This is a genomic window from Virgibacillus halodenitrificans JCM 12304 (genome assembly GCF_001310895.1).
GTDB classification, from domain to species: Bacteria; Bacillota; Bacilli; order Bacillales; family Amphibacillaceae; genus Virgibacillus_Q; species Virgibacillus_Q halodenitrificans.
Window position 1 is genome coordinate 31,329 of sequence record NZ_BAZS01000022.1, and the last position, 26,771, is coordinate 58,099.

Annotated in this window: 23 protein-coding genes and 2 pseudogenes; 24 read left to right on the top strand and 1 reads right to left on the bottom strand. The window is 38.6% G+C overall.

Translation table 11 applies throughout. The features are described 5' to 3' along the window. Nucleotides 1-140 precede the first annotated feature (140 nt). The 4 genes from JCM12304_RS12145 to JCM12304_RS12155 all read left to right on the top strand — a co-directional run bounded on the left by JCM12304_RS12145 (nucleotide 141) and on the right by JCM12304_RS12155 (nucleotide 3,802). Nucleotides 141-992 (top strand): DUF72 domain-containing protein, encoded by an 852-nt coding sequence (locus JCM12304_RS12145; protein WP_060680653.1) that lies wholly within the window; start codon nucleotides 141-143, stop codon nucleotides 990-992. Between the two features lie 172 nt (nucleotides 993-1,164). Next, on the top strand, nucleotides 1,165-1,281 hold the full coding sequence (locus JCM12304_RS20390) for an RAxF-45 family protein (RefSeq protein ID WP_019376945.1): 117 nt from the start codon (nucleotides 1,165-1,167) through the stop codon (nucleotides 1,279-1,281). Between the two features lie 198 nt (nucleotides 1,282-1,479). Next, entirely contained in the window at nucleotides 1,480-3,369 is a 1,890-nt protein-coding gene (gene abc-f, locus JCM12304_RS12150; RefSeq protein ID WP_060680655.1) for a ribosomal protection-like ABC-F family protein, read from the top strand. Between the two features lie 46 nt (nucleotides 3,370-3,415). Then, a complete protein-coding gene (locus JCM12304_RS12155; protein WP_060680657.1) occupies nucleotides 3,416-3,802 on the top strand; it encodes a thiol-disulfide oxidoreductase DCC family protein in 387 nt (128 codons plus the stop codon). 504 nt (nucleotides 3,803-4,306) lie between these two features. Here JCM12304_RS12155 and JCM12304_RS12160 read toward each other — a convergent pair. Beyond that, the gene (locus tag JCM12304_RS12160; protein ID WP_019378810.1) at nucleotides 4,307-4,648 is read right to left on the bottom strand and encodes a 2Fe-2S iron-sulfur cluster-binding protein; all 342 of its coding nucleotides are present in this window, start codon (nucleotides 4,646-4,648) and stop codon (nucleotides 4,307-4,309) included. 203 nt (nucleotides 4,649-4,851) lie between these two features. On the opposite strand from JCM12304_RS12160, the gene JCM12304_RS12165 reads away from it, so the two are divergent. From JCM12304_RS12165 to JCM12304_RS12260, 20 genes and pseudogenes are all read left to right on the top strand, one after another. Further along, nucleotides 4,852-6,894 (top strand): ABC transporter permease subunit, encoded by a 2,043-nt coding sequence (locus tag JCM12304_RS12165; RefSeq protein ID WP_060680659.1) that lies wholly within the window; start codon nucleotides 4,852-4,854, stop codon nucleotides 6,892-6,894. A gap of 106 nt (nucleotides 6,895-7,000) precedes the next feature. Further along, entirely contained in the window at nucleotides 7,001-8,086 is a 1,086-nt protein-coding gene (locus JCM12304_RS12170) for a GGDEF domain-containing protein (RefSeq protein ID WP_060680660.1), read from the top strand. A gap of 88 nt (nucleotides 8,087-8,174) precedes the next feature. After that, nucleotides 8,175-8,840, top strand: a complete 666-nt coding sequence (locus tag JCM12304_RS12175) for a GNAT family N-acetyltransferase (RefSeq protein ID WP_256200827.1) — start codon at nucleotides 8,175-8,177, stop codon at nucleotides 8,838-8,840. A gap of 336 nt (nucleotides 8,841-9,176) precedes the next feature. Beyond that, nucleotides 9,177-10,516 (top strand): annotated as a pseudogene (locus JCM12304_RS12180) (cytochrome ubiquinol oxidase subunit I). Next, complete coding sequence (locus JCM12304_RS12185; RefSeq protein ID WP_019378815.1) at nucleotides 10,516-11,529, top strand: cytochrome d ubiquinol oxidase subunit II; 1,014 nt, start codon at nucleotides 10,516-10,518, stop codon at nucleotides 11,527-11,529. Before JCM12304_RS12180 ends, JCM12304_RS12185 begins: the two are co-directional and overlap by 1 nt. A gap of 27 nt (nucleotides 11,530-11,556) precedes the next feature. After that, nucleotides 11,557-13,284: a thiol reductant ABC exporter subunit CydD gene (gene cydD / locus JCM12304_RS12190; RefSeq protein WP_060680662.1), complete on the top strand. Its 1,728-nt coding sequence runs from the start codon at nucleotides 11,557-11,559 to the stop codon at nucleotides 13,282-13,284. Next, complete coding sequence (cydC, locus tag JCM12304_RS12195) at nucleotides 13,284-14,999, top strand: thiol reductant ABC exporter subunit CydC (RefSeq protein ID WP_060680696.1); 1,716 nt, start codon at nucleotides 13,284-13,286, stop codon at nucleotides 14,997-14,999. Before cydD ends, cydC begins: the two co-directional genes overlap by 1 nt. A gap of 85 nt (nucleotides 15,000-15,084) precedes the next feature. Further along, on the top strand, nucleotides 15,085-15,552 hold the full coding sequence (locus JCM12304_RS12200; RefSeq protein WP_060680664.1) for a hypothetical protein: 468 nt from the start codon (nucleotides 15,085-15,087) through the stop codon (nucleotides 15,550-15,552). A 324-nt stretch (nucleotides 15,553-15,876) separates the two neighbouring features. Further along, the gene (locus JCM12304_RS12205; protein ID WP_082388038.1) at nucleotides 15,877-16,491 is read left to right on the top strand and encodes a TetR/AcrR family transcriptional regulator; all 615 of its coding nucleotides are present in this window, start codon (nucleotides 15,877-15,879) and stop codon (nucleotides 16,489-16,491) included. A gap of 2 nt (nucleotides 16,492-16,493) precedes the next feature. Next, nucleotides 16,494-17,402, top strand: a complete 909-nt coding sequence (locus JCM12304_RS12210; protein WP_060680668.1) for an ABC transporter ATP-binding protein — start codon at nucleotides 16,494-16,496, stop codon at nucleotides 17,400-17,402. After that, a complete protein-coding gene (locus tag JCM12304_RS12215) occupies nucleotides 17,402-19,000 on the top strand; it encodes an ABC transporter permease (RefSeq protein ID WP_060680670.1) in 1,599 nt (532 codons plus the stop codon). The genes JCM12304_RS12210 and JCM12304_RS12215 overlap by 1 nt, the downstream gene beginning before the upstream one ends. Nucleotides 19,001-19,063: 63 nt before the next feature. Then, nucleotides 19,064-19,786 carry an EcsC family protein gene (locus JCM12304_RS12220; RefSeq protein WP_060680676.1) on the top strand — a complete coding sequence of 241 codons (723 nt, stop codon included), beginning with the start codon at nucleotides 19,064-19,066 and terminating at the stop codon, nucleotides 19,784-19,786. Between the two features lie 315 nt (nucleotides 19,787-20,101). Then, nucleotides 20,102-21,141: pseudogene (locus JCM12304_RS12225) on the top strand (hypothetical protein). Then, entirely contained in the window at nucleotides 21,128-23,296 is a 2,169-nt protein-coding gene (locus tag JCM12304_RS12230) for a molybdopterin oxidoreductase family protein (RefSeq protein ID WP_040954120.1), read from the top strand. Before JCM12304_RS12225 ends, JCM12304_RS12230 begins: the two are co-directional and overlap by 14 nt. Next, the gene (locus JCM12304_RS12235; RefSeq protein ID WP_019378826.1) at nucleotides 23,297-23,872 is read left to right on the top strand and encodes a 4Fe-4S dicluster domain-containing protein; all 576 of its coding nucleotides are present in this window, start codon (nucleotides 23,297-23,299) and stop codon (nucleotides 23,870-23,872) included. A gap of 12 nt (nucleotides 23,873-23,884) precedes the next feature. Next, nucleotides 23,885-24,409 carry a Rieske (2Fe-2S) protein gene (locus JCM12304_RS12240; RefSeq protein ID WP_040954121.1) on the top strand — a complete coding sequence of 175 codons (525 nt, stop codon included), beginning with the start codon at nucleotides 23,885-23,887 and terminating at the stop codon, nucleotides 24,407-24,409. Next, nucleotides 24,399-24,605, top strand: coding sequence for a hypothetical protein (locus tag JCM12304_RS12245; protein ID WP_040954122.1), 207 nt, complete (start codon nucleotides 24,399-24,401; stop codon nucleotides 24,603-24,605). The genes JCM12304_RS12240 and JCM12304_RS12245 overlap by 11 nt, the downstream gene beginning before the upstream one ends. Next, nucleotides 24,595-24,906: a hypothetical protein gene (locus JCM12304_RS12250; protein WP_060680678.1), complete on the top strand. Its 312-nt coding sequence runs from the start codon at nucleotides 24,595-24,597 to the stop codon at nucleotides 24,904-24,906. The genes JCM12304_RS12245 and JCM12304_RS12250 overlap by 11 nt, the downstream gene beginning before the upstream one ends. Beyond that, the gene (locus tag JCM12304_RS12255; protein ID WP_019378830.1) at nucleotides 24,896-25,180 is read left to right on the top strand and encodes a hypothetical protein; all 285 of its coding nucleotides are present in this window, start codon (nucleotides 24,896-24,898) and stop codon (nucleotides 25,178-25,180) included. Before JCM12304_RS12250 ends, JCM12304_RS12255 begins: the two co-directional genes overlap by 11 nt. After that, nucleotides 25,173-26,669, top strand: coding sequence for a nitrate/nitrite transporter (locus JCM12304_RS12260; RefSeq protein ID WP_040954124.1), 1,497 nt, complete (start codon nucleotides 25,173-25,175; stop codon nucleotides 26,667-26,669). Before JCM12304_RS12255 ends, JCM12304_RS12260 begins: the two co-directional genes overlap by 8 nt. Nucleotides 26,670-26,771 lie beyond the last annotated feature (102 nt).

Consider the following 26,771-nt stretch of genomic DNA (forward strand, 5'->3'; position numbering starts at 1 on the left):
CGTTTACTATCAAATTCAAGTTTTATATTTTCAATATAACCTTCCCTTCTTCTCTCATTCGAAAATGTTACTCCTTTCCTGTAATATAATAATAATAAATATGTTGTGGAAAGTAGCTTACTAAAAAGGAGGTAGCATGGGTGATATATATAGGTGTAACCGGGTGGGGCGATCATCACTCCTTATATCCACCTGAACTGAAATCAAAAGATAAACTGGCCGAATATAGCAGCCATTTTCCAGTAGTAGAGGTAGATACATCCTTTTATGCTATCCAGCCAATACGTAATGCAGAGAAATGGGTGAAGCAAACACCGGAAAATTTCCGCTTTGTGGTTAAGGCATATCAAGGAATGACAGGACACCAACGAGGAGATATCCCTTTTGAAACAAAGGAGGATATGTTTAAGGCTTATCTTGAATCCTTGGTGCCGTATCAGAATGCTGGTAAACTAGCGATGGTATTATTTCAATTTCCCCCATGGTTTGATTGCAGAAAAGAAAATGTGAATTATCTCCGTTATTGTAAACAGCGGATGGGCGACATTCCTATTGCCTTGGAATTTAGAAATCAATCATGGTTTTCGGATGAATTTCGTCAATCCACCCTGGACTTTATGGAAAAGGAAGGCTGGATACATTCCATTGCAGATGAACCTCAGGCTGGTGACAGATCCATTCCAATCGTTCCTGTCGTGACCAATTCAAATAAAACATTGGTTCGTATGCATGGCAGGAATGTTCATGGGTGGAATAAGCCAAAGAATGCAGATACTAACTGGCGCGATGTGCGTTATTTATATAAGTACAATCAGGAGGAGCTCTTGGAATGGAAGCAGAGGATAGAGAAGCTCACACAGGAATCCGAAGATATAATTGTCCTTTTTAACAATAACTCAGGTGGAGATGCTGCAGGGAATGCAAAGGAATTTCAGGGGCTGATGGACATTCAGTATGAGGGCCTTGCACCAAGGCAATTGGACTTATTTTAATGTGCAATCAAAGCGCTCCACCTCTTATAATTGAGGCGTTGTTTGTACCAGTGCTAAGCGAGCGTTTGTGCTTTAATAGTCTCTCTTATAATTAAATTAACTGAAATACTTGAAAATTGTTCGAATTACGGATAGAATAATAGTAACTATTTAGAACGGAGGTGGGTTTAGGATGTTGAATACTACTGTTTTTATGCGCGGATATTGGAATGAATTCCTCTATTTTGTCCGTGCAAAATTTGCTGTTGCAGTTGCTGACGGGATACGTATGCCCTTTTTTAGCAACTGAATAGCAATACAAAAACAGTGAAAACATCTCTATACCCACATATAAAGGATTAGGCGAGAGTCAAATGAATCGTAGCTTATGCCTGTCTATGTATAAAAAAGAGGAGCTTTTTCATGCTCCTCTTTTTTATATTATTTTTTAGTGCCATGGGGAAGTGTGTCTTCCTCATGGCTTTTTTTATTTTAGGAGGAAGTAAAGATGACAATATGCAGTGTAAATAAAGTAAATAAGATGTATGGTGGAAATTCCATATTTGAAAATATTTCATTTGAAATTAAAGAGAAGGATCGTATAGGTTTGGTCGGTCGTAACGGGAGTGGGAAGTCCACATTGTTTCGGTTACTGTCTGGTGAAGAGACACCTGATGAAGGGCATATTCACTGGAAGAAAGGCATACAAATTGGCTATTTAAAGCAAATTCCTGATTTTGAAAAGGAAGATACTACGAAGGAAGTGCTTCTGACTGCTTTTTCACAGCTCTTGGAAATAGCAGAAAGTATGAGGGTATGCGAAGAAGCAATGAGCGAGGAAATAGATGAGTTGAAGTTAAACACCTTTATAAAACGTTACGGAGATTTGCAGGAGCAATTCACACGAGGTGGAGGGTACGAAATAGAGGCAGCTATAGAAAAAATAGTGAATGGCTTAAACATAAATCAATTGCTGGACAGATCGTTTGCTTCTCTAAGTGGAGGTGAAAAGACAAAGGTAGGTTTAGCGCTGATTCTCCTTAAGCAGCCTGATTTATTGTTACTGGATGAACCAACAAACCATTTGGATCTCATGGCTGTAGAATGGCTGGGAGAATTTTTACATGAGTATCCGGGAACCACCGTAGTAATTTCGCATGATCGCTATTTTCTTGATGAAGTGATCACAAAGGTATTGGACTTGGAGGACGGTGAAATAAATTGTTATCAGACGGATTTTTCCGGATTTGTAAAAGAAAAAGAAGCGCGTTTGTTAAACGAGTTTCAAGCATATCGGGAGCAACAAAAGAAAATGAAGAAGATGAAGGAAGCCATAAAGCGACTCAGAGATTGGGCGAACAGAGCTAATCCGCCAAATGAAGGGCTTCATAAACGGGCAAGAAATATGGAAAGAGCGTTGGAGCGTATGGAAAAGCTAGCCCGCCCGGTACTACAGCGAAAGAAAATGAATTTGGAGATGGAGGCAGGCGGCAGGAGTGGAAAAGATGTGATTATATTTGAGGAGGTTTCCAAGCAATTTGGAGATCGCGTCCTTTTTCAAAACGTTCATATACATGTGACATATCAAGATCATGTGGCGATCGTTGGAGAAAATGGAACAGGGAAATCGACATTAATTCATTTAATTCTTGGGGACCATGATCCAGATGAAGGTATTGTCAAAATAGGGAGTAATGTGAAGGTTGGCTACCTGTCACAAAATGTCTATCAGGATATTGAGAATGAAACAGTAATTGACAAATTTAGAGAAGAAATTGCAGTTACGGAGGGGGAAGCAAGGCGCATTCTGGCGAGGTTTTTATTTTACGGACATACGGTGTTTCGAAAGGTATCCCAGCTTAGTGGTGGTGAACGGATGAGGCTTCGTTTGGCACAGCTCATGTATCAAGATGTAAATCTGCTCATACTTGACGAACCCACTAATCACCTGGACATTGAATCAAGGGAAGTGCTGGAGGAAGCATTGGAAGACTTTAATGGTACAATTGTGGCTGTATCTCATGATCGTTATTTTCTTAACAAACTGTTTCAAAAAATATATTGGATTGAATCGAAGACAGTCCATGCATTCGCAGGCAATTATACCTGGGCAAGGGAGAAGTTGGAAGAGAAGAGGTCGAGCGGAAAGCCAAAGGAAGATAACAGAAAGAAAGCTAGTCCATTTCAGCCATCCGAAGATCATACAGTAAAAGAAAGCGACATTGTAGCAACTTATGAAAAAGAAGTGGAGAAACTGGAACAAGAGATAAACGAATTGGACATAAAGTTGGAAGAAACCGGCGATTTGGAAGAAATGCAATCGTTGTTTGGGCAGAAACAGAAATTAGAATTCAAACTTGAGAAAGTATATGAGCAACTAATGGAAGCGCTAGATTAGAGGAAGTCTTTTAACTGTAAAAATTCATTAAGGAGGTGTTGTCTCCTTGTCTAAAATTATATTGTTTGATGGAGATTGTAATTTTTGTAATCAGAGTGTTCAATTTATTATGAAGCGTGATCCTAAGCAGAAGTTTAAATTTGCTTCATTACAAAGTGAAGCAGGGATTAAGCTGGTAAAAGAATGTAAGATTCCTGAAGATGTAGATAGTCTGGTCTATATTGATGATTCCAACTGGTATATCCAATCCTCCGCAGCTCTTCGAATTAGCAAGCATCTGAAAGGAATTTGGAAGCTCGGTGTAGTTTTTTTAATTGTACCAAAACCGTGGAGGGATGCAGTATATCAAGTTGTTGCGAGAAACAGATATACATGGTTCGGTAAGAAAGAAAGCTGTAGGTTGCCAACTAAAGAGGAACGGAGCAGATTTTAGAATAGGAAAGGAGAGCATGGGAGAGTGGCATGACTATGGGCGAACTGGTCAAGTGCATATGCGGAGGGGGAGCGTCTAATGGACAAAAGCAGCTGCAACTTGAGAAGAAGTGTCCAATAGAACGGCCCTAATGGACAAAAGCAGCAGCAACTTGAGAAGAATTGTCCAATAGAACGGCCCTAATGGACAAAAGCAGCAGTATCACGATAAGAAGTGTCCAATAGAGCGCATCTAATGGACAAAAGCAGCTGTATCTGGATAAGAATTGTCCGATAGAGCGCGTCAAATGGACAAAAGCAGCTGCATCTCGAGAAGAATTGTCCGATAGAGCGCCGCTAATGGACAAAATCAGCAGTATCCGGGTAAGAATTGTCCGATAGAGCGCGTCTAATGGACAAAAGCAGCAGTATCTTGAGAAGACCCACCCGATAGAGCGCCGCTAATGGACAAAAGCAGCCGCATCCTAAGAAGACCAGTCCAATAACAAAGCTCTCTCTTAGGTAATCATTCCTGTCTCGCTTGTTCAAGCAATGCACGGATTCTTGCTTTATATGGATCTTCGGGAATGACTGCTTCTATGTCGCCATACACACGGGTTTGGCAGCTTAAACGGATGCCCTTTTCGAGGTTGCTCTCCCCTAATTTCCGTGCTTCTTTCGGTTCAGGTGCTGATACTGCAGATTGATTGGGGATGGTAACTTTGCATGTTAGACAGGAGGCTTTGCCGCCGCATTTATGACGTAAGGCTACCCTGCCTTGCTTGGCTGTTGCAAGTATGGTTCTTCCTTTGGTTGCTTCGACCTTTTTTAGTAGGCTAGTTCCATTGTAAAAAGTAATACTAGGCATAGAGAATCCCCTTTCCGGGAGTGAATCGATTATCCTTACGCATGAAATATGCTAGATGATCCCTTGCGCTTTTTCTATAAAAAAACTATATCCATTATAGGCTGATGATAACATTTTCTCGATAAATTTGGTTAATAAAGACTAATATATCAGAAAATAATGTTATTATTATTTTAACAATTTTAAATTTTTGGGGGCCTTTTATGAAATATTTTCGAATGGTTTTTTTCTATATCCTTGGTATTATTTCTATTTTAATTATTAGTGTACTACCAAATTATTTTTCTAGTCTAGGGTTCCCCGAAGCGCCGGGTTTTCTTAAACAAGTAACTGATTTCCTAGTCGCATTCGTAAACCCCGATAGCTGGCTGTATGCCGTAGAAGGATCACCTGGTAAATTTTCTGTGCTTGATGTCCTTTGGGAACCATTTCTGTATTCAGCGAAAATCCTGCTTGGAGCCCTGCTTTTAGGAGTCGGACTTGCATTTATTCTTGCATTTTCTGCAAATTTCCTGCCGAAGCATATATTGCAACCAATAAAGCGTGTCCTGAATTTCTTGGAATCAGTGCCAGACCTTGTATTTGCTACACTTTTGCAGGTCTTAGTGATCTATGTTTATAAAGCAAGTGGTGTCCACCTGTTTGCTGTTGCTGGTTATATGGAAGATAAGGTTTATCTTGCGCCAATTTTGACTTTGTCTATACTTCCAATGGTGACCTTGTTCAAGCTGTTTTTATTATTAATAGAAGAAGAGTTTATTAAGGAATATGTTGTTTTTTTGAAGAGTAAGGGGATTTCCAGTATAGGTATATTAATAAAACATATACTGAAAAATATTATGCCAAGCTCTTTTTACCATTTGAAGTTAGTAATTTGGGGAACGCTATCGAGTCAATTCATTATCGAGCGTGTATTTAATGTGCATGGATTAACATTCTTTCTCTTGGAAAGCTTTACTCCAATGACCATTGCCTTTTCTCTTATCCTTATCTTTACACCATTCTACTTCTTTTTTCAGTTCATAGATCTATGGATTGGAGGCGAAAAAGTCGCTTCAAAGCAATTTAATACCTTAAAAGGTGCGAAGCAAACAAGGCGAGGAAGTTTTGCCGGATGGATGGAATATGTTGGTCATCGTTTCTTATATAAACTGAAAAATGTGGGTAGTTCCTTTAAAAAAATGAGCAAGCAAGTATTTCGTCTTGTAACCGCTCATATTAAAAATTGGAAGTTTGCTCTGGGTATCTCTTTTTTTATTGTACTTATTGGATATAGCTTCCTTTATTCTGTGATGACAGATAATCTTGTGGAGCAGGCGACGTTGTTGTATGAAGAAGATGGTGTAACGATACGAAGCACACCTCCACATCCGCCCTCGGAAGCTTTTCTGTTTGGGTCTACAGAGCTTGGATTCAGTATTGCAGACCAGCTTATTATTGGTGCGAAATATACACTTATTTTTGGGCTGCTAATTGCATTGCTCCGAGTGCTTGGAGGGTTATTTTTTGGAATTGTATTTGCTTTTTCCCTGCCTTATCGGCTTCAAAAGGCAATTGAGAAACTAACAGATTCCATTCATTTTTTACCATTAAGTTTAATTGCGTACATCTTACTCCGCCCAATTTTAATGCCAACACAATCAGGTTTTGCGTACACTTTTACGGAACGAATTATATTGGAAATAACGATTTTAACAGTATTAGTTATTCCGTTGACGATGGTGTTAATAGGTAAAGAGATGAACCGTGTTCTGCAGTATGAATTTATTGCGAGTGCGAAGGTCTTAGGAGGAGGAAGTTTTCATTTGTTTTGGAGGCACATCCTTCCACATATAGGCCCGCGATTAACCATTTTGTTTGGACAACAATTTATCCAGGTATTGTTAGTGTTTATTCACCTTGGGGTATTTAATCTTTTCTTTGGAGGTACAAAGTTGTCCTTCGATCCAATGATGGGTGATCCCCCCAGTTCGATTAGTTATGAGTGGTCTGGTATGATCGGAGCTGTCGCCAGAGGCTCTATTTCTTCCGGACATTATTGGTACTTATGGACACTGGTTGCGTTTGTGTTATCTATTTTTGCAATGCAACTGATTATTCAGGGAGTCAAGGAAGTCCAACAAGTAAAGGTTGGAGTTATCTATAAGGTTAAAAAAGCAAGGAAGAAGAAAAATGGTAAAGCAAGCATACAAACGCCAGCCTTTTCAAAGAAAGATTTCAAGCAAATTGGCAGAAGAGAAGCATAGATAAACTGTTCGGTTTTAAATATGATAATTCAAGGATTTCCCTATGGACTTTAATACTAACATTGGTAAACTAGTATGGAACATAAGAAAATAGGAGATTCATATGATGGAAAAATTGTTTTTTTATTTTTTGGAAAATATGGCTTTAATTATTGCATTAATGTTTTTAGGGTTAAAAGCAAAGGAAGTACTTTTACAGAAATTCGAGAAATTATTTAGTTCTTTTTGGGTATACCCCCTTTTTGTAACCATTTTAACCTTAATAGTAATGTATAATCCTTTGGAATATGAAGGGATGAAAATAGATTTACGGGCAGTTCCTTTATTCTTTGTTGCCTATGCTGGCGGATGGAGACTTGGTATCCTTTCGGGCATTATACCACTAATATTTCGGGTGTATTTAGGTGGCCCTACGGTATTAATTGGAATAATACAAACGATTATTCTGCCGATATGCTTTGGAGCATTTTTTAAGCATAAACAAAAAGATACCCATCATCCTATATTAAACCTCAGCAAGATGATGTTTTATTTTATCATTTTCGAGATCATCCAATCTGTTTGGATGTACTTCTCGACAGAAGCTACTGTTTTGATTACAGTATTGGTCTTCATTTTCGCTTGTATCGCTGCATGGTCGATGGGGCTCATCTTCAATGATGTACATCGTAGTTTAAATATGATCAATCAATTGGAAATGTTATCCTATCAGGATGCAATGACACTGCTTCCGAATATAAGGTATTTTAAAGAAAAACTATTAAAAATGGCAGAACAGAAAGATCCATTTGCTATTGCGATGATCGATGTGGATTATTTTAAAAAGTATAATGACGCCAACGGTCATCCCAAAGGTGATGTTGTGCTGAGAACAATTGGAAATATCCTTTCAGATAGTTGTGGTGCAGGCGACTTCGTTGCAAGGTATGGTGGAGAAGAATTTATTATGTGCTTTCAGAAAAATTCTCTCCAACAGGTGTCTGATATAACAGAGCGTTTACGCAAATCTGTGGAAGTATATATTTTTGAAGGAGAAGAAACACAACCGGGAGGATTTCTGACTATCTCTATTGGCGTGAGCTTTTCCAAACCTGAGAAGAGTATGGAAGCAATTATTGAAGAGGCTGATAAGGCTTTATATCAATCAAAGAGAAATGGCAGAAATCGTGTGACAATATATAAGGAGGGTTAGGATTGGATCAAATTTCATTTAAAAATATACAAAAATTGGGGAGACTGTATACGAAAATGAACGTTATATTCACGTTCATGATTCGAAATTGACCTTAAGGTATGATAGTAATTATATCGAATTTAAACATATACCTACATTAGCGGAGTTTGATCAAGCGGCTGCTTATTTAAGGGAATATCATCTTATGCGAAACCAACATCATATGAAGTTTTACTTCCCTGAAAATGAGGAGATATCAGGAGAACTTGCCCATCATCTTAAGGAGCAGGGATATGAAGTAGGCTTTATGGAATTATATGCTATTCACCCACAACAATTTACAAAAGTAAATGGACAGGCTTCCATGATTGAAATTAAAGAAGTAACAGAAGAAGATCTAGAAATATATATGGAACTGCAATATGAGCAGGAAGCAGTTAACGGCGCTGACTTTGCTAAGCAGAAGAGACAAGTACATCAAGATAATTTTCTTTCTGAAAATGTGAAGCAAATTCTTGCTTATTATCAAAAAGAGCCAGCAGGTTCCCTTGATCTTATACTCACAGATACAACAATAGAAATAGATGGTTTTAATGTCCGTGAGCAATTTCAAAAACAAGGGATTGGCAGTAAGCTACAGAAGTATGTCATGGATGTGTACAAGGATAAAACCGTCATTTTGGTGGCAGATGGTGAAGACACACCAAGGGAAATGTATCGAAGACAAAATTATAATTGTCTTGGTTTTCAATATGAAGCACAAAAATGTTAAGCTTAAAAAGCAACTAGGCGATTTTCTCGTCATAGTTGCTTTTTTGATAGTGTTCTTATTAATTAATTGGTGCATATGATTTTGACTAAATATTGTGTGAAGAGGGAAAACTATGGGTATATAAATATAATTGAACTAATTTATTTCGTTCGAATTAATGTCATAGATTCGTCATTAACTTCTACACAATTAGTATAAATAATGGTTTATACTATGGGTATAGTAATAATTAATGACTGTGAAGTATGCGTGCTTGATCAGTACTGAGCAATCTAATATTAAAATAACAGCTGTAAATAATTTTTGACTTCAGGGAGGTTTTTTAGGGTGTTTGATATGGATCCGGTGTTAATGAGTCGTTTGCTCACCACCATGACACTTTTATTTCACATTATTTTTGCAACACTGGGTGTAGGGGTTCCTTTGTTTATATCCATCGCGGAATTTATAGGAATCAGAAAGAAAGACCCACATTATCTGATGATGGCTAGAAGATGGGCAAGAGGATTTGTTATTACAGTTGCTATTGGAGTAGTTACAGGTACTGCAATCGGCTTACAACTTTCTTTATTATGGCCGAATTTTATGCAGGTAGCAGGAAATGTAATTAGCTTGCCATTATTTATGGAAGTTTTTGCCTTCTTCTTTGAAGCAATTTTCCTAGGTATTTACCTATATACATGGGACCGTTTTAAAAACCAGATGATCCACTGGGCTTTTTCTTTGCCGGTTGTTATTGGTGGAGGAATGTCTGCCGTGTTTATCACCACGGTTAATGCCTTTATGAACACACCAGAAGGATTTACTACTGGACAAGATGGTTTCGTGACCATTAATCCAATTCAAGCAATGTTAAATCCTGCTACACCAACAAAGGTATTTCATGTGTTAGCATCTTCTTATGTAACTGTAGCGGCTATTCTCGCCACAATTGCTGCATTTAGCTTGCTTAAAAAGAAGTCATCTGAATACCATAAAAAAGCATTGAAATTAACCATGATGGCTACATTTATTTTTGCCATTCTTACTGCAATAGCAGGAGATATGTCTGCGAAATTTCTCGCAAAAGAACAACCTGAAAAGCTTGCTGCAGCTGAGTGGCACTTTCAAACAGAGGAAGGTGCTGATCTAATTCTGTTTGGATGGTTAAATGAGCAAGATATGCCTGTAGGTGCTATACGATTACCAGGGTTGTTAAGTTTTCTTGCCCACGGGGACTTCAGTAGTGAAGTGACCGGGCTTGAGGAAATACCAGAGGATGAACGCCCGCCATTATGGATTCATTATATGTTTGACTTAATGGTATCTATTGGGATGGCATTGGTATTAATCCCATTACTTTATTTAATTTTAATGAAGACGAAAAAGTGGAATGAGCATCATAAATGGATGCTCCGTCTAATTGTGTTAGGCGGACCACTTGCAATGCTCTCGATTGAGTTTGGTTGGATTTATGCCGAAGAAGGTCGCCAACCTTGGATTCTGCGAGGTTTATGAGGGTGGAAGAAGCTGCAACAACTTCTCCATATGTAGATTTAATGTTTATCTTCTTTTTCCTCTTATATGCAACACTGGCGACGGTAGGAATTATTGTTTTACGCAAATTGTTCCGTAATAATCCAGTAGAAGTGGAATTGGAGAAAAAGTATCCTTCAATTGAAAAAGGTGATTCGTAATGACATATGAAATAATTGGTATTACTGTATTGTGGTTATTCTTATATGGGTATGTAATTGTTGCTTCAATTGATTTTGGAGCAGGCTTCTTTTCCTACTATGCAAAGAAAACAAAAAAAGATCATATTATTAATCAATTGATTTCCCGTTATCTTTCTCCTGTGTGGGAAGTAACAAATGTATTTTTTGTGTTTTTCTTTGTAGGGATTGTAGGGTTCTTTCCGGATACAGCTTTCTATTATGGTACAGCATTGCTCGTGCCTGGGAGCATCGCGATAATTTTATTAGCAATCAGAGGTTCCTTTTATGCGTTTGAAAGCTATGGTTCAAAACAAAGTAATGTGTATATGTTCTTGTATGGGGCAACAGGGTTATTAATCCCTGCGTCCCTTTCCACTGCATTAACACTCTCCGAAGGTGGTTTTATTACGGAAACAAACGGAGAGATAACGATGAATTATCTCAAGCTGTTTACGAGCCCATATTCTTGGAGTGTCGTGTTTCTTGCAATTGTATCTGTGTTGTATATAAGTGCTACCTTTTTAACATTTTATGCATCTAGAGCAAATGATACAGAGGCGTTAAAGCTTGTTCGAAAATATGCGTTATTTTGGGGGACCCCAACAATAATTGCCGCATTGACTACTTTTATTGCTTTAGGACAACATAACCAAAGACATTATGATCGTATGCTTGATCTATGGTGGGTTTTCGGTTTGTCTATGGGATTCTTCATGATATCACTTGGATTAATTTATATTGGGAAGTATTATGGTTTGGCATTTATTAGTGTTATGCTGCAATTCTTCTTTGCTTTCTTCGGCTATGGTGCAAGTCATTTGCCGTATATTCTGGATCCATATATTACAATCTATGAGAATGCAACTCATCAATCAACAGGGATTGCGCTAATAATTGTATTTATTGCTGGTCTATTTCTACTAGTACCTTCTTTAATTCTATTAATGAAGCTCTTCTTGTTTAATGCAGATTACGTCAAAGGGAAGAAATAAACACTATCCAGATTGGGGATAGAGCTCATGACTAGTTTAAAAGCTTATATGTTAACAAAGAAAAAAAGCCTTACAATTATGCTTCTTTTATCTATATTAATTGGCGTGATGATTGTAGCACAGGCTTATCTGTTAGTTACTATAATAGATGGCGTTTTTTTACAAAAGCAATCATTTAGTGAAGTCCTTCCGTTACTGGGAGGGCTGCTTTTCGTATTTTTCTTAAGAACCTTATTTAGTTATCTGAGTGGACGAACCGGAGTTAAGCTAGGTGCTCAGGCAAAGAGCTTCTTTCGGAAAGCTCTGTTGAAAAAGTATTCTAGAAATCCGCTGCAGGCTTCCTTGCAGGGACAATCGGGGCAAAAGGTTAGTATGATGATGGATGCTGTTGATGAAATGGATAGTTACTTCAGCAGTTACATTCCTCAAGTGATTCGTTCTGCCTTTATTCCCATACTAATTTTAGTGATTGTATTTATGGAGCATGTAAATACAGGGTTGATTATGTTAATTACTTCTCCATTCATACCAATTTTTATGATTATTATCGGATTGCAAACAAAGAAAAAGTCTGAAGAGCAAATGGATAAGCTTGGAGAGTTTTCTGGCAGGTTTTTGGATACATTACAGGGTCTTGTTACACTTAAAATTTTTGGACAAGCTAAGCGTCAGGTGGAACTGATTAAGGAGAGCAGCTTAGGCTTTCGTGATGCCACGATGGAAATTCTGAAAATAGCTTTTACATCTTCCTTTATGCTGGAGCTAATATCCATGCTGAGCATTGGTATTGTAGCGTTGGAAGTTGCGCTTCAGTTGATTATTTTTGATGGCATCACCTTTTATACTGCATTTTTGGTACTTATTCTTACACCTGAATATTATACAGGTTTGAAAGATTTAGGGAGCGCTTTTCATAATGGACAAACAAGTATAGGCGCAGCCAAAAAGGTGATGCAAGAGCTTCAGCAAGAGGAACAGGCAGTAGAATGGGGCACGGAAGATCTCGCAAGTCATCAACCTCCACAAATATCTATACAACAAGCAGGATTCAGCTATGGAGACGAACAATTCTCACTACATGGAATTCAAGCTGATATAGAGCCAAGAGCAAATGTTGCCATTGTTGGTAAGAGTGGTTCAGGAAAAACTACTTTATTACATCTTTTAGCAGGGCTTCTTCCTGTCTCTGAGGGAAAGGTTTATGTGAATGGAAAAGAACTTCCTGCTTACAAAGAAGAAGAATGGTTTAATCAATTAAGTTATATATCCCAGCATCCGTATATATTTGCAGGTACTATTTCAGATAACATAGCTATTGGAGCAAATAAATCTGTTACCAGGACAGAAATTAAGCAAGCTGCCGAACAAGCAGGTATTGCAGAAATGATTAATATGTTGAAAGACGGCTATGACACCCAGATCGGGGAAGGTGGCAGAGGTCTATCAGGGGGAGAAATGCAACGGGTTGCTTTAGCACGTGCATTTTTAAAACGTCCATCTGTTATCTTTTTTGATGAGCCGACAACAGGCTTGGATGTGCATACAGAAAAGGTATTACAGACTTCAATGGAAAAGCTATCAGAGCGTGCAACGGTAATTACAGTTGCACATCGACTCCATACCATTAAAAAGGCGGACATTATTCTCTACTTGGAAAATGGGAGATTAAAAGCCTTTGGCAAGCATGACAACTTACTTCAAACCGTCCCGGACTATCGCAGAATGGTATCTTTACAACAGGAAGGTGAAGCATGATGAATGATTTAGCCATTGTTACTAAGCTGATGTTTAAGGAAAAAAGGGATATTGTTTTATCAATCTTTTTTGGATTTGTTGCAGGCTTAGCAACTGTCTTTCTTTTTGCTGCAAGTGGCTATTTAATTTCAAAAGCGGCTTTGGCTGCCCCTATCTATGCACTTGCTTTGTTGATTGCTTCCGTAAAAATGCTTAGCTTTATCCGTGCCTTCAGTAAATATGGGGAGAGATACTTTTCACATCGGGCAACCTTCACTGTTTTAAGTAATTTGCGGGTTTCTTTCTTTGAAAAATTGGAACCACTAGCACCTGGTATTTTTCAAAAATATCGAAGTGGCGACCTCCTTTCGAGAATAGTGGGTGATGTCGAAAGTTTGCAGAATTACTTTTTACGCGTGTTTTATCCACCAATTGTGCTTGTTTTGGTGTTTTTATGTACCATTCTGTTTACATCCTTTTTCTCCTTATTTGCGGCAATCCTGTTATTTGTCGGGTTGATTTTGACAACATTCGTCATCCCTGGCCTGTTTGCTCTAAAACAACGAAAAATAGATTCTCATGTCAGAACACATCGAGGTAGTCTTTCGACAGAGGTAGCAGAATTCCTCCATGGATTTCGTGATTTGAAAATTTATCAGAAATTGCAAGGAAAAGAGGAAATGCTGGAAAAATCATCCGATCTGTATATTGAACAGCAGGAGATGGAAAATAAAGCAATTCTTTTTAGCCAATCAGTGAATATATTTGTTACTCTATTTATAACTTGGTCTATTCTCGCTATGGGAGCTTATTTCATTGGGATGGGTGAATTGGATGGAATCTTTCTGGCGATGCTTGTTATGATTTCAATTACTGTATTTGAAGATGCTTCACCAATGGCTGTATTTCCTATCTATTTTAATGATACTAAACGTGCTGCAAATCGTTTGTTTTCCGTAGTAAGTGATACTGAAAAAGGACAAAAAAATAATGACCTACAACAAATGAATTTAAAAGAGATCCCTGATATAGAGATGCGAGATGTCCAATTTGCTTTTCCAGGGGACATGCGGAAAACATTAGATAATATTAGTTTGCATCTCCCAGCGGGTTCTAAAACAGCTATTGTTGGGGCGAGCGGTTCAGGTAAATCGACTGTGATGCAGTTATTGTTGAACATATACGCTGTAGATAAGGGAGAAATATGCTTTGACAATATCCCTCTAACTCAAGTAGAGCAAGAGTCAATTTGGGAGAAAGCGAATGTGGTACTACAATCAAACCACTTTTTCTATGGAACGATCCGGGATAATCTGTTACTTGCGAATACTACTCTGGCCGATGAAGCTCTTAAGGAAGTACTGGAAAAGGTTCACCTTGACTCGTTTGACCTAGATGATCCTGTATATGAAAGAGGTGAAAACCTGTCAGGTGGAGAGAAGCAACGTTTAGCAATAGCAAGAGCTTTATTGAAAAATAAAAAATTGTGGTTCCTAGATGAGCCTACATCTTCCATTGACGCAATAACAGAGAAAAAGATTTACGATCATATTTTTCAGCAAGCTAAGGATGATACGCTTGTGCTTATTAGCCACCGATTAACAGGAATGGAAAATATGGATCAAATAATTGTAATGGATCACGGCAAAATTGTAGAAAGTGGCACGTATGAAGAACTCTTGCACTTGAGAGGTTATTTCTATGAAATGAAAGAAATAGAGAAAAATTTGCTTTAACATGAGAATAGTTATACCTTATCCTGCTACATGTATGATTTAATAGTTATATAAGTAGAAAATAATGTAGTTTGGTGAGTGACTTATGAGTAAATGGTTTTATATAAACTTTTTAGGCGTACTAGTAGTTATCTGGTCTGTGTTTAATCAGGCTCCCATTTCTGTATATGTGTGGTTTGGTTATGTAGGGGCTTTACTTATTATATTTAATTGGACAAGGCATGCTGTTTTTTCAACCATACGCGATTCAACAATTCGCAAGAGAAAAGTTCGTCTTGCAACACTCTCAAAGAAAATTCTGCCTTATCATAAATGGGTAGGATCTTTGGCGCTTATATTTGTCTTGGTTCATGGCACGCTCGTTATAGAACGATATGGATTTCATTGGGATTATCCAAAAATGCTTGTCGGGCTCATAACAGCGAGTATCTTAACACTCCAAGTAGCCACCGGATGGATGCGATTATATAGGCCCACTATCAAAAAGCGAAAAGTTCACATATATTCTGGCATGACGCTTTTCTTTCTGCTCGTGCTGCATTTAATTTTATAATTGAAAAAAGACAAGGGTTATTCTCTTGTCTTTTTTTTAATGGGAATATAAATGAGAGAACCCACATGCCAAATGAGAGACACCCCCGCAGAATGAGAGAACCGGCATGCCAAATGAGAGATACCAGCCAAGAATGAGAGCAACCTCCGATAAATGAGAAGAACACCATTGCCCCTTTAATAAAAGTTCCGTATCCCACTCTACCCACATTGACCACTATGGTCTAATTGAGTTACAATAAGTTCGACCACACTGGTCTGAAACTTTGCAATTAACATAAACTAAACAAAGGGGGAGAACCTCATTACGGAGAAATTTAAAAAATTGGATAAAGCTAAACAAAATCGTATTATTCATGCAGCACTACAGGAATTTGCCAAAAAGGGTTTTGAGCAGGCATCTACCAATCAAATTGTGAAGCATGCGCAAATCGGTAAAGGGATGCTTTTCTATTATTTTACAAATAAACAGGAGCTTTACCAATACTTGGCAGATTACTCACTTGATCTCGTTATGAAAGAATACTTACAGCAAATCGATCAAACACAATCTGACTTCATTGAGCGAATGAAGCAGGCTGTTCAAGTTAAAATGCGGGCCTTTACTGAGAATCCCCATGTATTTAACTTTCTAGGTACCATCTTATTAGCAAAAGAGGCTCATTTGTCTCAGAAACTTGAAAGAAGAATGCAAGAATTACAAGAGCTTGGAAACAAAATTATATATGAGGGAATTGATCTTACATTTTTTCGAGAGGATGTTGATGTTGACAAAGCATTTAAACTCCTTCGCTGGTCTATTGAAGGTTATCAGAATGAGCTAATAACACAATTGTCCGGAAAGAAATTAAGTGAATTGGATATGGAGCCATATTGGGAAGAGTTTTATGACTATCTTGAAGTATTGAAAACCAGTTTTTATAAAAAACAGGGGGAATGAAGATGGGTATCCTTAATGTAACTGATTTGACAAAGCAATTTGGGAAGTTTACTGCCTTGGATGGGGTTGACTTAACAGTAAATGAAGGGGAAGTGTTTGGTTTTATAGGTCCTAATGGTGCTGGAAAATCAACAACTATTCGGGTACTTCTTGGTATCATAAAAGCTACTGCAGGCCAAGTGGAGATATTCGGAAAAGATGCATGGAAGGATGCTGTGGAAATACATAAGCGTATTGCTTATGTGCCTGGTGATGTAAACTTATGGCCGAATTTAACCGGTGGAGAAGTTATTGATCTGTTTCTCCGGTTAAGAGGTGGCAATAACAAAAATAAACGGGATGAATTGATTGAGATGTTTGACTTAGATCCTTCCAAAAAGTGCCGTACGTATTCAAAGGGGAACAGGCAAAAAGTTGCGCTTGTAGCTGCTTTTTCTTCGGATGCGGATTTGTATATTCTCGATGAGCCTACCTCCGGACTGGATCCACTAATGGAACAGGTTTTTCAGAAGTGCGTAGGGAGGGTGAAGGAAGAAGGGAAGAGTGTTTTGCTTTCCAGCCATATTTTATCCGAAGTGGAGAAGCTTTGTGATCGTATTGGCATCATCCGTCAAGGTAAGATGATTGAAACAGGGACATTAAATGAACTGCGTCATTTAACGCGCACACATTTGCTTGTGGAGACGAAGCAACCTATGAAAGGGCTGGAGGAATTGAGTGGAGTTCATGCATTGGTAGAAATGGAACAGGCACTTTCCTTCCAGGTTGATACAGAGCATCTGGATGAGGTAATGAAACATATTAGTAAGTTCGGTGTGCTGAAGTTGGAAAGTGCCCCACCAACATTGGAAGATTTGTTTATGCGACACTATGAAAACAACGATAATATAAAGGCGGGAGGTGCTTCCTGATGGAACGATCTCTTTCAAAAAATACGGGGTTCTTGCTTCGGTTTATAGGAAGACAAGATCGCATCCGCATTCCTTTATGGCTTCTGGGCATCTCTTTCTTTACTCTTGTAGTCCCTGTGGCTTTTAAAGATATGTATCCGACACAGCAGGAAAGAGATGTCATGGCTAAAACCATGGAAAACCCCGCTATGACTGCAATGGTTGGTAATGGAAATCTGGATCATTACACGATTGGTGCTATGACTGCACATCAAATGTTACTCTTGACAGCAGTAGTTGTAGGATTGATGAGCATTCTCCTGCTTACCAGGCATACGCGCGGAGATGAGGAAGAAGGCCGAAGTGAATTAATCCATTCCTTACCTGTAGGAAGACTTGCGAATCTTATGGCGGCATGTATCGTAGTAATAGGCACAAACGTGTTGCTTGCTCTCATTACAGGATTTGGATTATACGCTTTAGGGATAAAAACTATGAATTTAGAGGGCTCTTTGTTGTATGGAGCTATTCTAGGAGGAACGGGGATTATTTTTGCTGGAGTGACAGCCCTATTTTCCCAGCTTTCCGAGAACTCCCGAAGTGTAATCGGATATTCTATTGCACTGCTAATTATCGCTTATTTGGTTAGAGCTGTAGGTGATGTAAGCAATAAGGCATTGTCATGGTTTTCCCCTTTAGGATGGATTACTCAGGCAGAAGTGTATGCAACGAATAACTGGTGGCTCGTTATACTAATGGTAGGAGTTTCAATTGTGCTATTTTTGATCGCAGCCTTTTTAAATATCATAAGAGATCTGGAGGCAGGATTTTTACCTTCAAGACCTGGGAAAGAAACAGCTTCCCTTGTTTTACAACATCCGATTGGGCTTGCTCTAAAGCTGCAGCGTACTGGGACAATTGCATGGGCACTTGGTTTATTTGTCATTGGAGTTTCCTATGGATCTGTGTTAGGAGATTTAGAAACGTTTTTTGAAGGTAATGAAATGCTTGAAAATATGCTGGTGGATAAGGCAGGCTATTCAATGACAGAGCAATTCATCCCAATGCTCATGATGGTAATAGCCATTCTGGCGACAGTCCCACCAATAATGGCGGTAAATAAATTGCTGGGTGAGGAAAAGAAAAATCGAGTGGATCATTTGTTAAGTAAAGCAGTTTCCCGCTCAAGGTTACTTGGCAGTTACTTGATAATTGCAATTATAAACGGCGTTATTATGCTTTCCTTAGCTGCGGTTGGCCTTTGGGCTGCTGGAACAGCTGTGATGGATGATGCCTTTTCGTTTTGGTCTATATATTCAGCAGCAATAGTATATTATCCGGCCATGCTCGTCATGATTGGGGTAGTGGTTTTTCTAATTGGAGTACTTCCTAAGCTCGCAAGCATAATATGGATATATATCGTTTATTCTTTTTTCGTACTTTATTTAGGTGGATTATTTGATTTTCCTGAATGGGTTGGTAAACTCTCTCCATTTGGATATATCCCGCAATTGCCAGTAGAAGAAATGGAGTGGCTGCCTGTTAGCCTGCTGCTGCTAACTGCTATTATTTTAATGGTTGTAGGATTTATTGGTTACAACAAAAGAGATATAGGATAAACGGTCTTGAAAAAAATTCTTTCATATATGGATATAATGGGGTATAGGTAAAGGGTGATACAAGTGGGTGCATATGAAAGACAGGTATACAAAGAAATACAGGAGTGGAGAAGCAAGGTACTGAAGCGCTCCGGCCTGTTTAATCAATTATCGAAGAAAGCTCAAACCAAGGTAAATAGCTATATTCCGGAGAAGGCGCATACAGTAATATCAGATAGTATTAAAAAGATGATAAAAGCAATTTTGGTTGGTTCCGATATTACAACAAAAAAGCGGCAGCCTTACGATGTAAGCCTTTATGCCAGAGATAAACTTTTAAAAGAAAAATTGGCATCTTATCGTAAAACAGCAGTGGTGGAAGGAGCGGGAACAGGAGCAGGTGGTATTTTTCTGGGGCTGGCCGATTTTCCGTTACTATTATCTATTAAAATGAAGTTTTTATTCGAAGCGGCCGCCATTTATGGATACGATACTAAAGTTTATGAGGAGCGCTTATTTCTTCTTCATATTTTCCAGCTTGCCTTTTCAAGTGATGAAATGCGTAAAGAAACATTTAATGTACTGGAAAATTGGGAAAGAGAGAAGGATCGTCTTGCTGATATGGATTGGAGAGTCTTTCAACAGGAGTACCGTGACCATATCGATTTAGTAAAATTACTTCAATTAGTCCCGGGATTTGGTGCTATTATAGGTGCATACGCCAACCATAGCCTGTTAGATAAGCTGGGGGAAACAGCAATGAATGCATACCGCATGCGTTATATAAAGGACTTGTCCTTATCCTAGGTGAAGCCCCCGACAACCAAATGTAAATAAACGTATAAAAAAAGCGATCCAATTACCGAAAACGTGTTGGATCGCTTTTACATGTATAAAATTTCTTCTGTCCCAGCCTCTTATCTCTTCTTCCACCATACCAAAAGTAAAATAGGGGGATTCCCCTCCCAATATCGGGAAGTTCCCTAATTACCGATAATTACCTATCCATCTATACTGAAAGTAAGAGAAAAACAGATGGAGGGAATTCCAATGGAAGCTACTAATTTAAAAGAAACGGTGCAAGATCAGCACCATGCTCCCAAAAAACAAAAGAAGAATTCAATAAATAATGCATTTGCCTCTCATTACGCTAAATCCATGTTTTTGACAGTGCTCGGAATTTTAATATTAATGTTTATCGGAACAAGGATGTTTACCCATGTGGATATGAATTTATATGGATACATGGTTGGTACACTGGTGTTCTTAGGAGGATTCTTTTATCGCTTTATTGCCTGGGGAGAGAGACCTCCAACCAAGATTATTATTAAAAAAGGGATAAAACTACTATTTCGAAAATCTACTCCGAAAACAGCTACAAACCACTTAGCAACATATAAGTTTATCTGGAATAGGGGAATTTACCGATGGACCAACATTTACTTATTGGTTGGGGAGTTATTATTTCTTGCTTTGTAACATTTCCCCTCGTCTTCAGCTGGATGTATTTCACGATGGAAGAGGGCGGCATGTATACGATTGTGCTGATGGGAATGAACATCATGACCGTTCCTGCAGATGGACTAATTGCTTTTATGTCTTATAATGCGTTGAATTTCAGTGCCGTTATGGTAATCACTGGAGTGTGTATGGCCTTGTATCGCAGATTGAAAAATATGCAGGCGAGAGCAGAGCAGAAATTCCTCTATGATTTTGTGCCATTATATCTATTATTATTTATCAGTATTACTGGATTGCTATTAACCTTTATAAATATATTTTTACACGGAGCAGGACATTACGTTATGTCACTTATCCATCAGTACTCCGTTATTCTTACACTTATCTACCTTCCATTTGGAAAGCTTGCACATATCCCGTTCCGACCAATGAGCGTATTTGCTAAAAACTATCGAGAGCATTACGGGGAGAAATCCATGAAGCAATGTAAGGTCTGTGGTACGGAGTTCGTATCTACGGAACAGTCCAAGGATGTTATTGACGTACTGGATCAAAATCAACTGGAATTTAATATGAAGGACGGATTTAATTTGGCGGAGCTTTGTCTGCCATGTCGAAGAAAATATAGGATAGCACGCTTTTCCGGTGTCGCTACACATGAAGTGCCAGTGAAGGAGGCAAATCAAAATGCAAAGGGATAAATTTTTCCGTGAAATAGATAATGTTACACATCCAAATGAAACATTGGTAAAAACTCATTGCAGTTACTGTGGGATGCAATGTGGGATGAACTTACGAGTAGATAAATCAACAAATACAATTATTGGCGTGGAACCACGCTATGACTGGCCGGTTACGGTTGGGAAGATGTGTCCAAAGGGAGTAACTGCATATCAGCAGACAAATCATAAGGATCGGATTTTAAAACCATTAATTCGTGATGATGCTTCCTTAAAAGGAACTGACAAAGGCTTTAGAGAAGCAAGCTGGGAAGAAGCATATGACCTCATTGCTGAAAAGTTCGGTCAGCTTCAAAATGATTATGGAAAAGATAGTCTATCTGTATTTAGCGGTGTGTCCATGACAAATGAAAAATGTTATTTGACAGGGAAATTTGCAAGGGTAGCACTTGGAACAAGATACATTGACTACAATGGACGTTTCTGTATGTCCAGTGCAGCAGGTGGATTCCTAAGAACTTTTGGAGTAGATCGGGGATCAACACTACCTTGGACAGATATTCACGAAACAGATTGCTTATTTATAGCGGGAAGCAATACAGCTGAATGTCATCCAACTTCTATGTTCCGTATTTGGGCAGTGCAAGAAAGAGGCGGCTATCTGATCGTAGCTGATCCAAGAGAAACACCTATCGCGAGAAGAGCAGATGTGCATTTAGACCTTCGTCCAGGGACGGACCTTGCATTAGCTAACGGAATTCTCCATTTATTAATTAAAAATAATTATACAGATCGTGAATTTATTGATAACCATACAAATGGTTATGAAGAAACAAAAGAATTGGTTGCTGAATTTACACCAGAAGCAACAAGTCTAATTACTGGTGTATCCGTAGAAAAAATTGAGAGAGCAGCAGAAATATACGGTAAAGCACCGAATGCTATCGTCATGTTTGCAAGAGGGATTGAGCAGCAGCATAAAGGTGTAGACAATGTATCTGCTTATTGCAATATGGCATTAATCACTGGTAAAATCGGCCGGCCGAAATCCGGTGTAGCTACATTCACCGGGCAGGGAAATGGCCAGGGTGGAAGAGAACATGGTCAGAAGTCTGATCTTTTGCCAGGTTATCGTAAAATAACAAATCCAAAGCACGTGGAAGAAGTATCTAAAGTTTGGGGCATTGAGCCATGTGATATGCCTAAGCCAGGAGTATCAGCATATGAGATGTTTGAGTTAATGAATGAAAAAGAAATACGTGGACTATACTTGCTTTGTTCAAATCCAGCAGTTTCTGCTCCCAATTTGAATGTTGTCCGTGCAGGTCTAAAGAACTTGGACTTCATGGTATGCTCTGATTTCTTTTTATCAGAGTCTGCCGAGTTTGCTGACGTGATCCTGCCATCTGTTACATGGTCAGAAGATGAAGGCACTGTAACGAACCTGGAAGGTAGAATTATTAAGATTAATAAAGCACAGGAACCAATTGGCGAGTCTAAGCCTGATTGGCAAATACAAGTAGAGCTTGCAGAGCGTTTAGGAAAAGGTAAACATTTTTCTCATTTAAAAACAGCCAGAGATGTGGCGGACGAATTCCGTTTGGCATCTAAAGGCGGTAATGCAGATTACTATGGAGCAACATGGGATAAGATTGACAAGCAGGACGGGGTATTTTGGCCATGTAAGGATGGGGATGATCAAGGAACACCACATATGTTCCTTGATAAAAAGTTCTACCATCCAGATGAAAAAGCAAAAATATGTGCTCTCCCTTACAGACCAGCAGCAGAAGAGCCTTGTGAAAACTACCCATTACGTTTAACAACAGGCCGGGTTGTATATCATTACTTATCAGGAAACCAGACAAGAAGAATTCAGTTTTTAAAAGATATGTGCCCGGAGCCGTATGTAGAGGTACATCCTGAAACTGCTGCGAAATATAATATTAAGCATGATGAGCATGTTCTTCTCTTTACCAGAAGAGGAAAGGCTGAATACAAAGTGAAAATTACCGAAGCCATTCGTGAGGATACAGTCTTTGTTCCGTACCACTTTGGACATGATCAATCTATTAATCTGTTAACAATAGCAGCACTTGATCCTATCTCTAAAATGCCTGAATTCAAAGCATGTGCTGCGCAAATAGAAAAACTAGAAGCAAAGAAGGTGCAGTAAATGACAGCAGATAAGACGAAAAAGAGGTTATATATCGAACTGGAGAATTGTATTGGTTGTCGATCTTGTTTGGCTGCATGTACGCAATGTGGTGGACATGAGCAACGAAACAGAAACTATGTGTATGATGTAAACCCATTGGTGAATCGTCAGACAATGCCTCTGATGTGCCTGCACTGTGTTGATCCTGCCTGTGCGAGGAGCTGTCCGGCACAGGCCATCCAAATCCATGAAACAGGAGCTGTGCTATCAGCGCTTGTAGAAAAATGTATTGGTTGTCAGAACTGCACCATTGCTTGTCCGTACGGAATTCCTAAGTTTGATGAAGAAGAAAACCTTATGTATAAATGTGATTTATGTATTGACCGAACAAAGGACGGGATCCCACCAATGTGTGCAAGTGTATGTCCTTCCAATACATTGCAATGGCTGACAGAAGAAGAAATTGAACAAAAACAACGTCAGCATGATCTTGGTAATGATAAGTGGGTAACAAGCATGCCTTATCTTGAAGGAGAAACAAACGTAAAGGTTAATTTGCCAGGTATTTTGCAAGGAACAACAAAACTCTTTTAGGGGGGAGAAACAATGGCTGAAAAGAAGAATACAGTGCGAGTAGAAGACGATAATTATACGCATAATATAGACAGAAATAATGAGAGAGCTTTGGATAGAAGAGGTTTTATGAAGACATTGGTCGGAGCGGCAGGAGTTTTTGCTGTTTCCTCCCTGCCGTGGGGAACGATTGCAGCAAAAGAATTAATGGGATTAGCTGACAAAGAATATCCAGAGCATAAAATTGCTGATATAAAAGATGTCAAAGTAGGCGATTCAGTAGAATTTCACTATCCGAGCGAGCATGATAGTGCTGTGCTTATTCGGTTGGGTGAAAATGAATTTGTCGCATATCAAAATGCTTGTACCCACCTCAGATGTCCTGTTTATTGGGTGAAAGATCAGCAAGAAATGGTGTGCCCGTGCCATCATGGTAAATTTGATGTGAAAACTGGTGCTCCAACTGCCGGACCTCCAAGACGTCCGCTTCCGGAAATCATTGTTAAAACTAAACAAGGCTCTGTTTTTGCAGTAAGGGTGAAACGTTATGAAGCGTAGCTATATAGGAGTTATCACTCTGGCTATCATTTTATTTTTAGATATTATATGTATGCAATTACTTGTTCACCAGTTTTTTTATGAAAATTATGGGAATGTGTTATTATATATGATAATTATGATAATTCTGTTTCCGGTAGCTTTCATTATTTACAAGAAAGAAAAACACAAAGGAGGCGGTGCAAGTGGCAAGTGAAACATATTTAGACTTTTGCTTTATTCAGGAGCCAACAGGTACGCTAACCGAATTTGTGAATCGTAACTTTCAGGAATTATTTAAATTTGAACGGCGTTTGCATTGGCATTTGGAAAAGAAAATGGAACATGGAGCTGAAATTGTTGTAGCGGAAGTGAAAGGCATGAGCAGGTGGGCGTCCTCTGAAGACATAGTAGAATTCCTGGAAGCTCATGCAGAAGATCAATTTTGGAAGACTCTACAAGGCTATCAATTTAAGGTTTATCCTGTGTCGAAAGGGTGTATCCCGAATGGACGTTAAAGCAATAGACGTAGATAAATTTAAAAATCATCCTGTCTTCGTTTGTATTTATGGTGATCAAAATGAAGACCAGGCACCATGGGTTCGCAGAAATATACTTAAAACAACACTTTGCCCGGATAGCACTCATCTGCGAATATACTTTGATAAGCATTTCTTTTTTGCAGTTCCATTGTCCAGCAAAGTAGACATGTCTGATCATGCTTGGACAGCTTATGACGAAACGACTAGATTACACTATGCAATTAAAAAAGAGGTGAAAGTACATGTTTAAAAAGGTCCAGCTTCCATTACAAACAACCAACCTGATTGTCGGTTTTATGGTGTGGGTTATATTATCCTCTTTGTTAACATTTATTATGGAGGATATTAATATTACACCACAGCAGGCCTCTTGGGTGACGGCGGTCCCTGTAATTCTTGGTTCTGTTCTCCGTGTTCCAATGGGATATCTTACTAACGTATTTGGAGCAAGGAAACTGTTCATGATCAGTTTTATTTTACTCTTATTCCCGGTTTATTACATTAGTATCGCAAATAGTTTCATGGATCTAATTATTGGAGGCTTATTTATAGGTATTGGAGGAGCGGTGTTTTCTGTCGGAGTAACCTCCCTACCAAAGTATTATGCCAAAGAAAAGCACGGATTTGTAAATGGTATCTATGGTGCTGGGAATATTGGTACAGCTATAACAGCCTTCGCAGCACCAGTTATTGCAGGGCAAATTGGCTGGTCATTAACTGTGCAGCTTTATATGGTTCTTTTGGCAATCTTTGTTGTTGCAAACTTCTTTCTCGGGGATAAAAAAGAAGAAATGAAAGTAAAGGCTTCCCTTATAGAGCAGATTAAGGGGGTTTACCGTGATGAAAAGCTATGGTTGTTCAGTTTGTTCTATTTCATCACATTTGGATCGTTTGTTGCTTTCACTGTTTATTTACCAAACTTCTTAGTTAATAATTTTGGTTTGGATTCGGTAGACGCAGGAGTTCGTACAGCTGGGTTTATTGCCTTAACTACTTTTCTCCGTCCATTGGGAGGTTGGCTAGCAGATCGCTTTAAGCCATTTGTTATTTTAATGTACGTGTTTGGGATCTTTACAATAGCAGCCTTAATTCTATCCTTTGCTCCATCCATTGGATTATATACAGTTGGAACACTAGCTATCGCCATTGCTGGTGGAATAGGTAATGGGGTCATCTTCAAACTCGTTCCAATGTATTTTAATAAACAAGCAGGAATTGCTAATGGTATTGTTGCAGCAATGGGAGGGCTTGGAGGCTTTTTCCCTCCATTAATGCTAACCACTTTGTATAGTGTAACCGGCCATTACGCCATTGGCTTTATGGCTTTATCTCAGGTAGCGCTTGCTAGTCTGATTCTCGTTATTTGGATGTACTTTAATAAAAGATTAGCCTTATCAGATGAAATTTTAAATACGACGCCACTTGGAATGATGGTAACAAATAAAAAAGGAAAAATAATTAAAATTAACCCTGCTTTTACGGAGCTTACAGGTTACAGTGAAGAAGAGGCAATTGGCAACAATCCAAATATGCTTAGTTCCGATAAGCATACAAATGACTTCTATGATAACATGTGGGATAATTTAAACAGGCATGGATTTTGGCAAGGGGAAATTTGGAACAAACGCAAAAATGGAGAGTTCTATTTAGAGTTCTTAACTATAAATGCTCTTCGGGATGATGCAGGAGAGGTTACACAATATGCAGGTGTGTTTAGTGATATAACGGATAAAGGGTAAGTTGTTTAATAGCTACTTACGATATGAATTTCATTAGCCTTGGAGTAAAAGCAGAAACGAATGCTTACGTCCCAAGGCTACCTTTTTATATTGGGGAGAATG

Bases quoted from the DNA above. Each gene is read 5' to 3' on its own strand.
- JCM12304_RS12200 (WP_060680664.1), top strand. From the start codon at position 15,085: ATGAGTAAATGGTTTTATATAAACTTTTTAGGCGTACTAGTAGTTATC.
- cydD (WP_060680662.1), top strand. From the start codon at position 11,557: ATGACTAGTTTAAAAGCTTATATGTTAACAAAGAAAAAAAGCCTTACA.
- JCM12304_RS12230 (WP_040954120.1), top strand. From the start codon at position 21,128: ATGCAAAGGGATAAATTTTTCCGTGAAATAGATAATGTTACACATCCA.
- JCM12304_RS12165 (WP_060680659.1), top strand. From the start codon at position 4,852: ATGAAATATTTTCGAATGGTTTTTTTCTATATCCTTGGTATTATTTCT.
- JCM12304_RS12185 (WP_019378815.1), top strand. From the start codon at position 10,516: ATGACATATGAAATAATTGGTATTACTGTATTGTGGTTATTCTTATAT.
- cydC (WP_060680696.1), top strand. From the start codon at position 13,284: ATGAATGATTTAGCCATTGTTACTAAGCTGATGTTTAAGGAAAAAAGG.
- abc-f (WP_060680655.1), top strand. From the start codon at position 1,480: ATGACAATATGCAGTGTAAATAAAGTAAATAAGATGTATGGTGGAAAT.
- JCM12304_RS12255 (WP_019378830.1), top strand. From the start codon at position 24,896: ATGGACGTTAAAGCAATAGACGTAGATAAATTTAAAAATCATCCTGTC.
- JCM12304_RS12245 (WP_040954122.1), top strand. From the start codon at position 24,399: ATGAAGCGTAGCTATATAGGAGTTATCACTCTGGCTATCATTTTATTT.
- JCM12304_RS12260 (WP_040954124.1), top strand. From the start codon at position 25,173: ATGTTTAAAAAGGTCCAGCTTCCATTACAAACAACCAACCTGATTGTC.
- JCM12304_RS12235 (WP_019378826.1), top strand. From the start codon at position 23,297: ATGACAGCAGATAAGACGAAAAAGAGGTTATATATCGAACTGGAGAAT.
- JCM12304_RS12210 (WP_060680668.1), top strand. From the start codon at position 16,494: ATGGGTATCCTTAATGTAACTGATTTGACAAAGCAATTTGGGAAGTTT.
- JCM12304_RS12240 (WP_040954121.1), top strand. From the start codon at position 23,885: ATGGCTGAAAAGAAGAATACAGTGCGAGTAGAAGACGATAATTATACG.
- JCM12304_RS12215 (WP_060680670.1), top strand. From the start codon at position 17,402: ATGGAACGATCTCTTTCAAAAAATACGGGGTTCTTGCTTCGGTTTATA.
- JCM12304_RS20390 (WP_019376945.1), top strand. From the start codon at position 1,165: ATGTTGAATACTACTGTTTTTATGCGCGGATATTGGAATGAATTCCTC.
- JCM12304_RS12170 (WP_060680660.1), top strand. From the start codon at position 7,001: ATGGAAAAATTGTTTTTTTATTTTTTGGAAAATATGGCTTTAATTATT.
- JCM12304_RS12160 (WP_019378810.1), bottom strand. From the start codon at position 4,648: ATGCCTAGTATTACTTTTTACAATGGAACTAGCCTACTAAAAAAGGTC.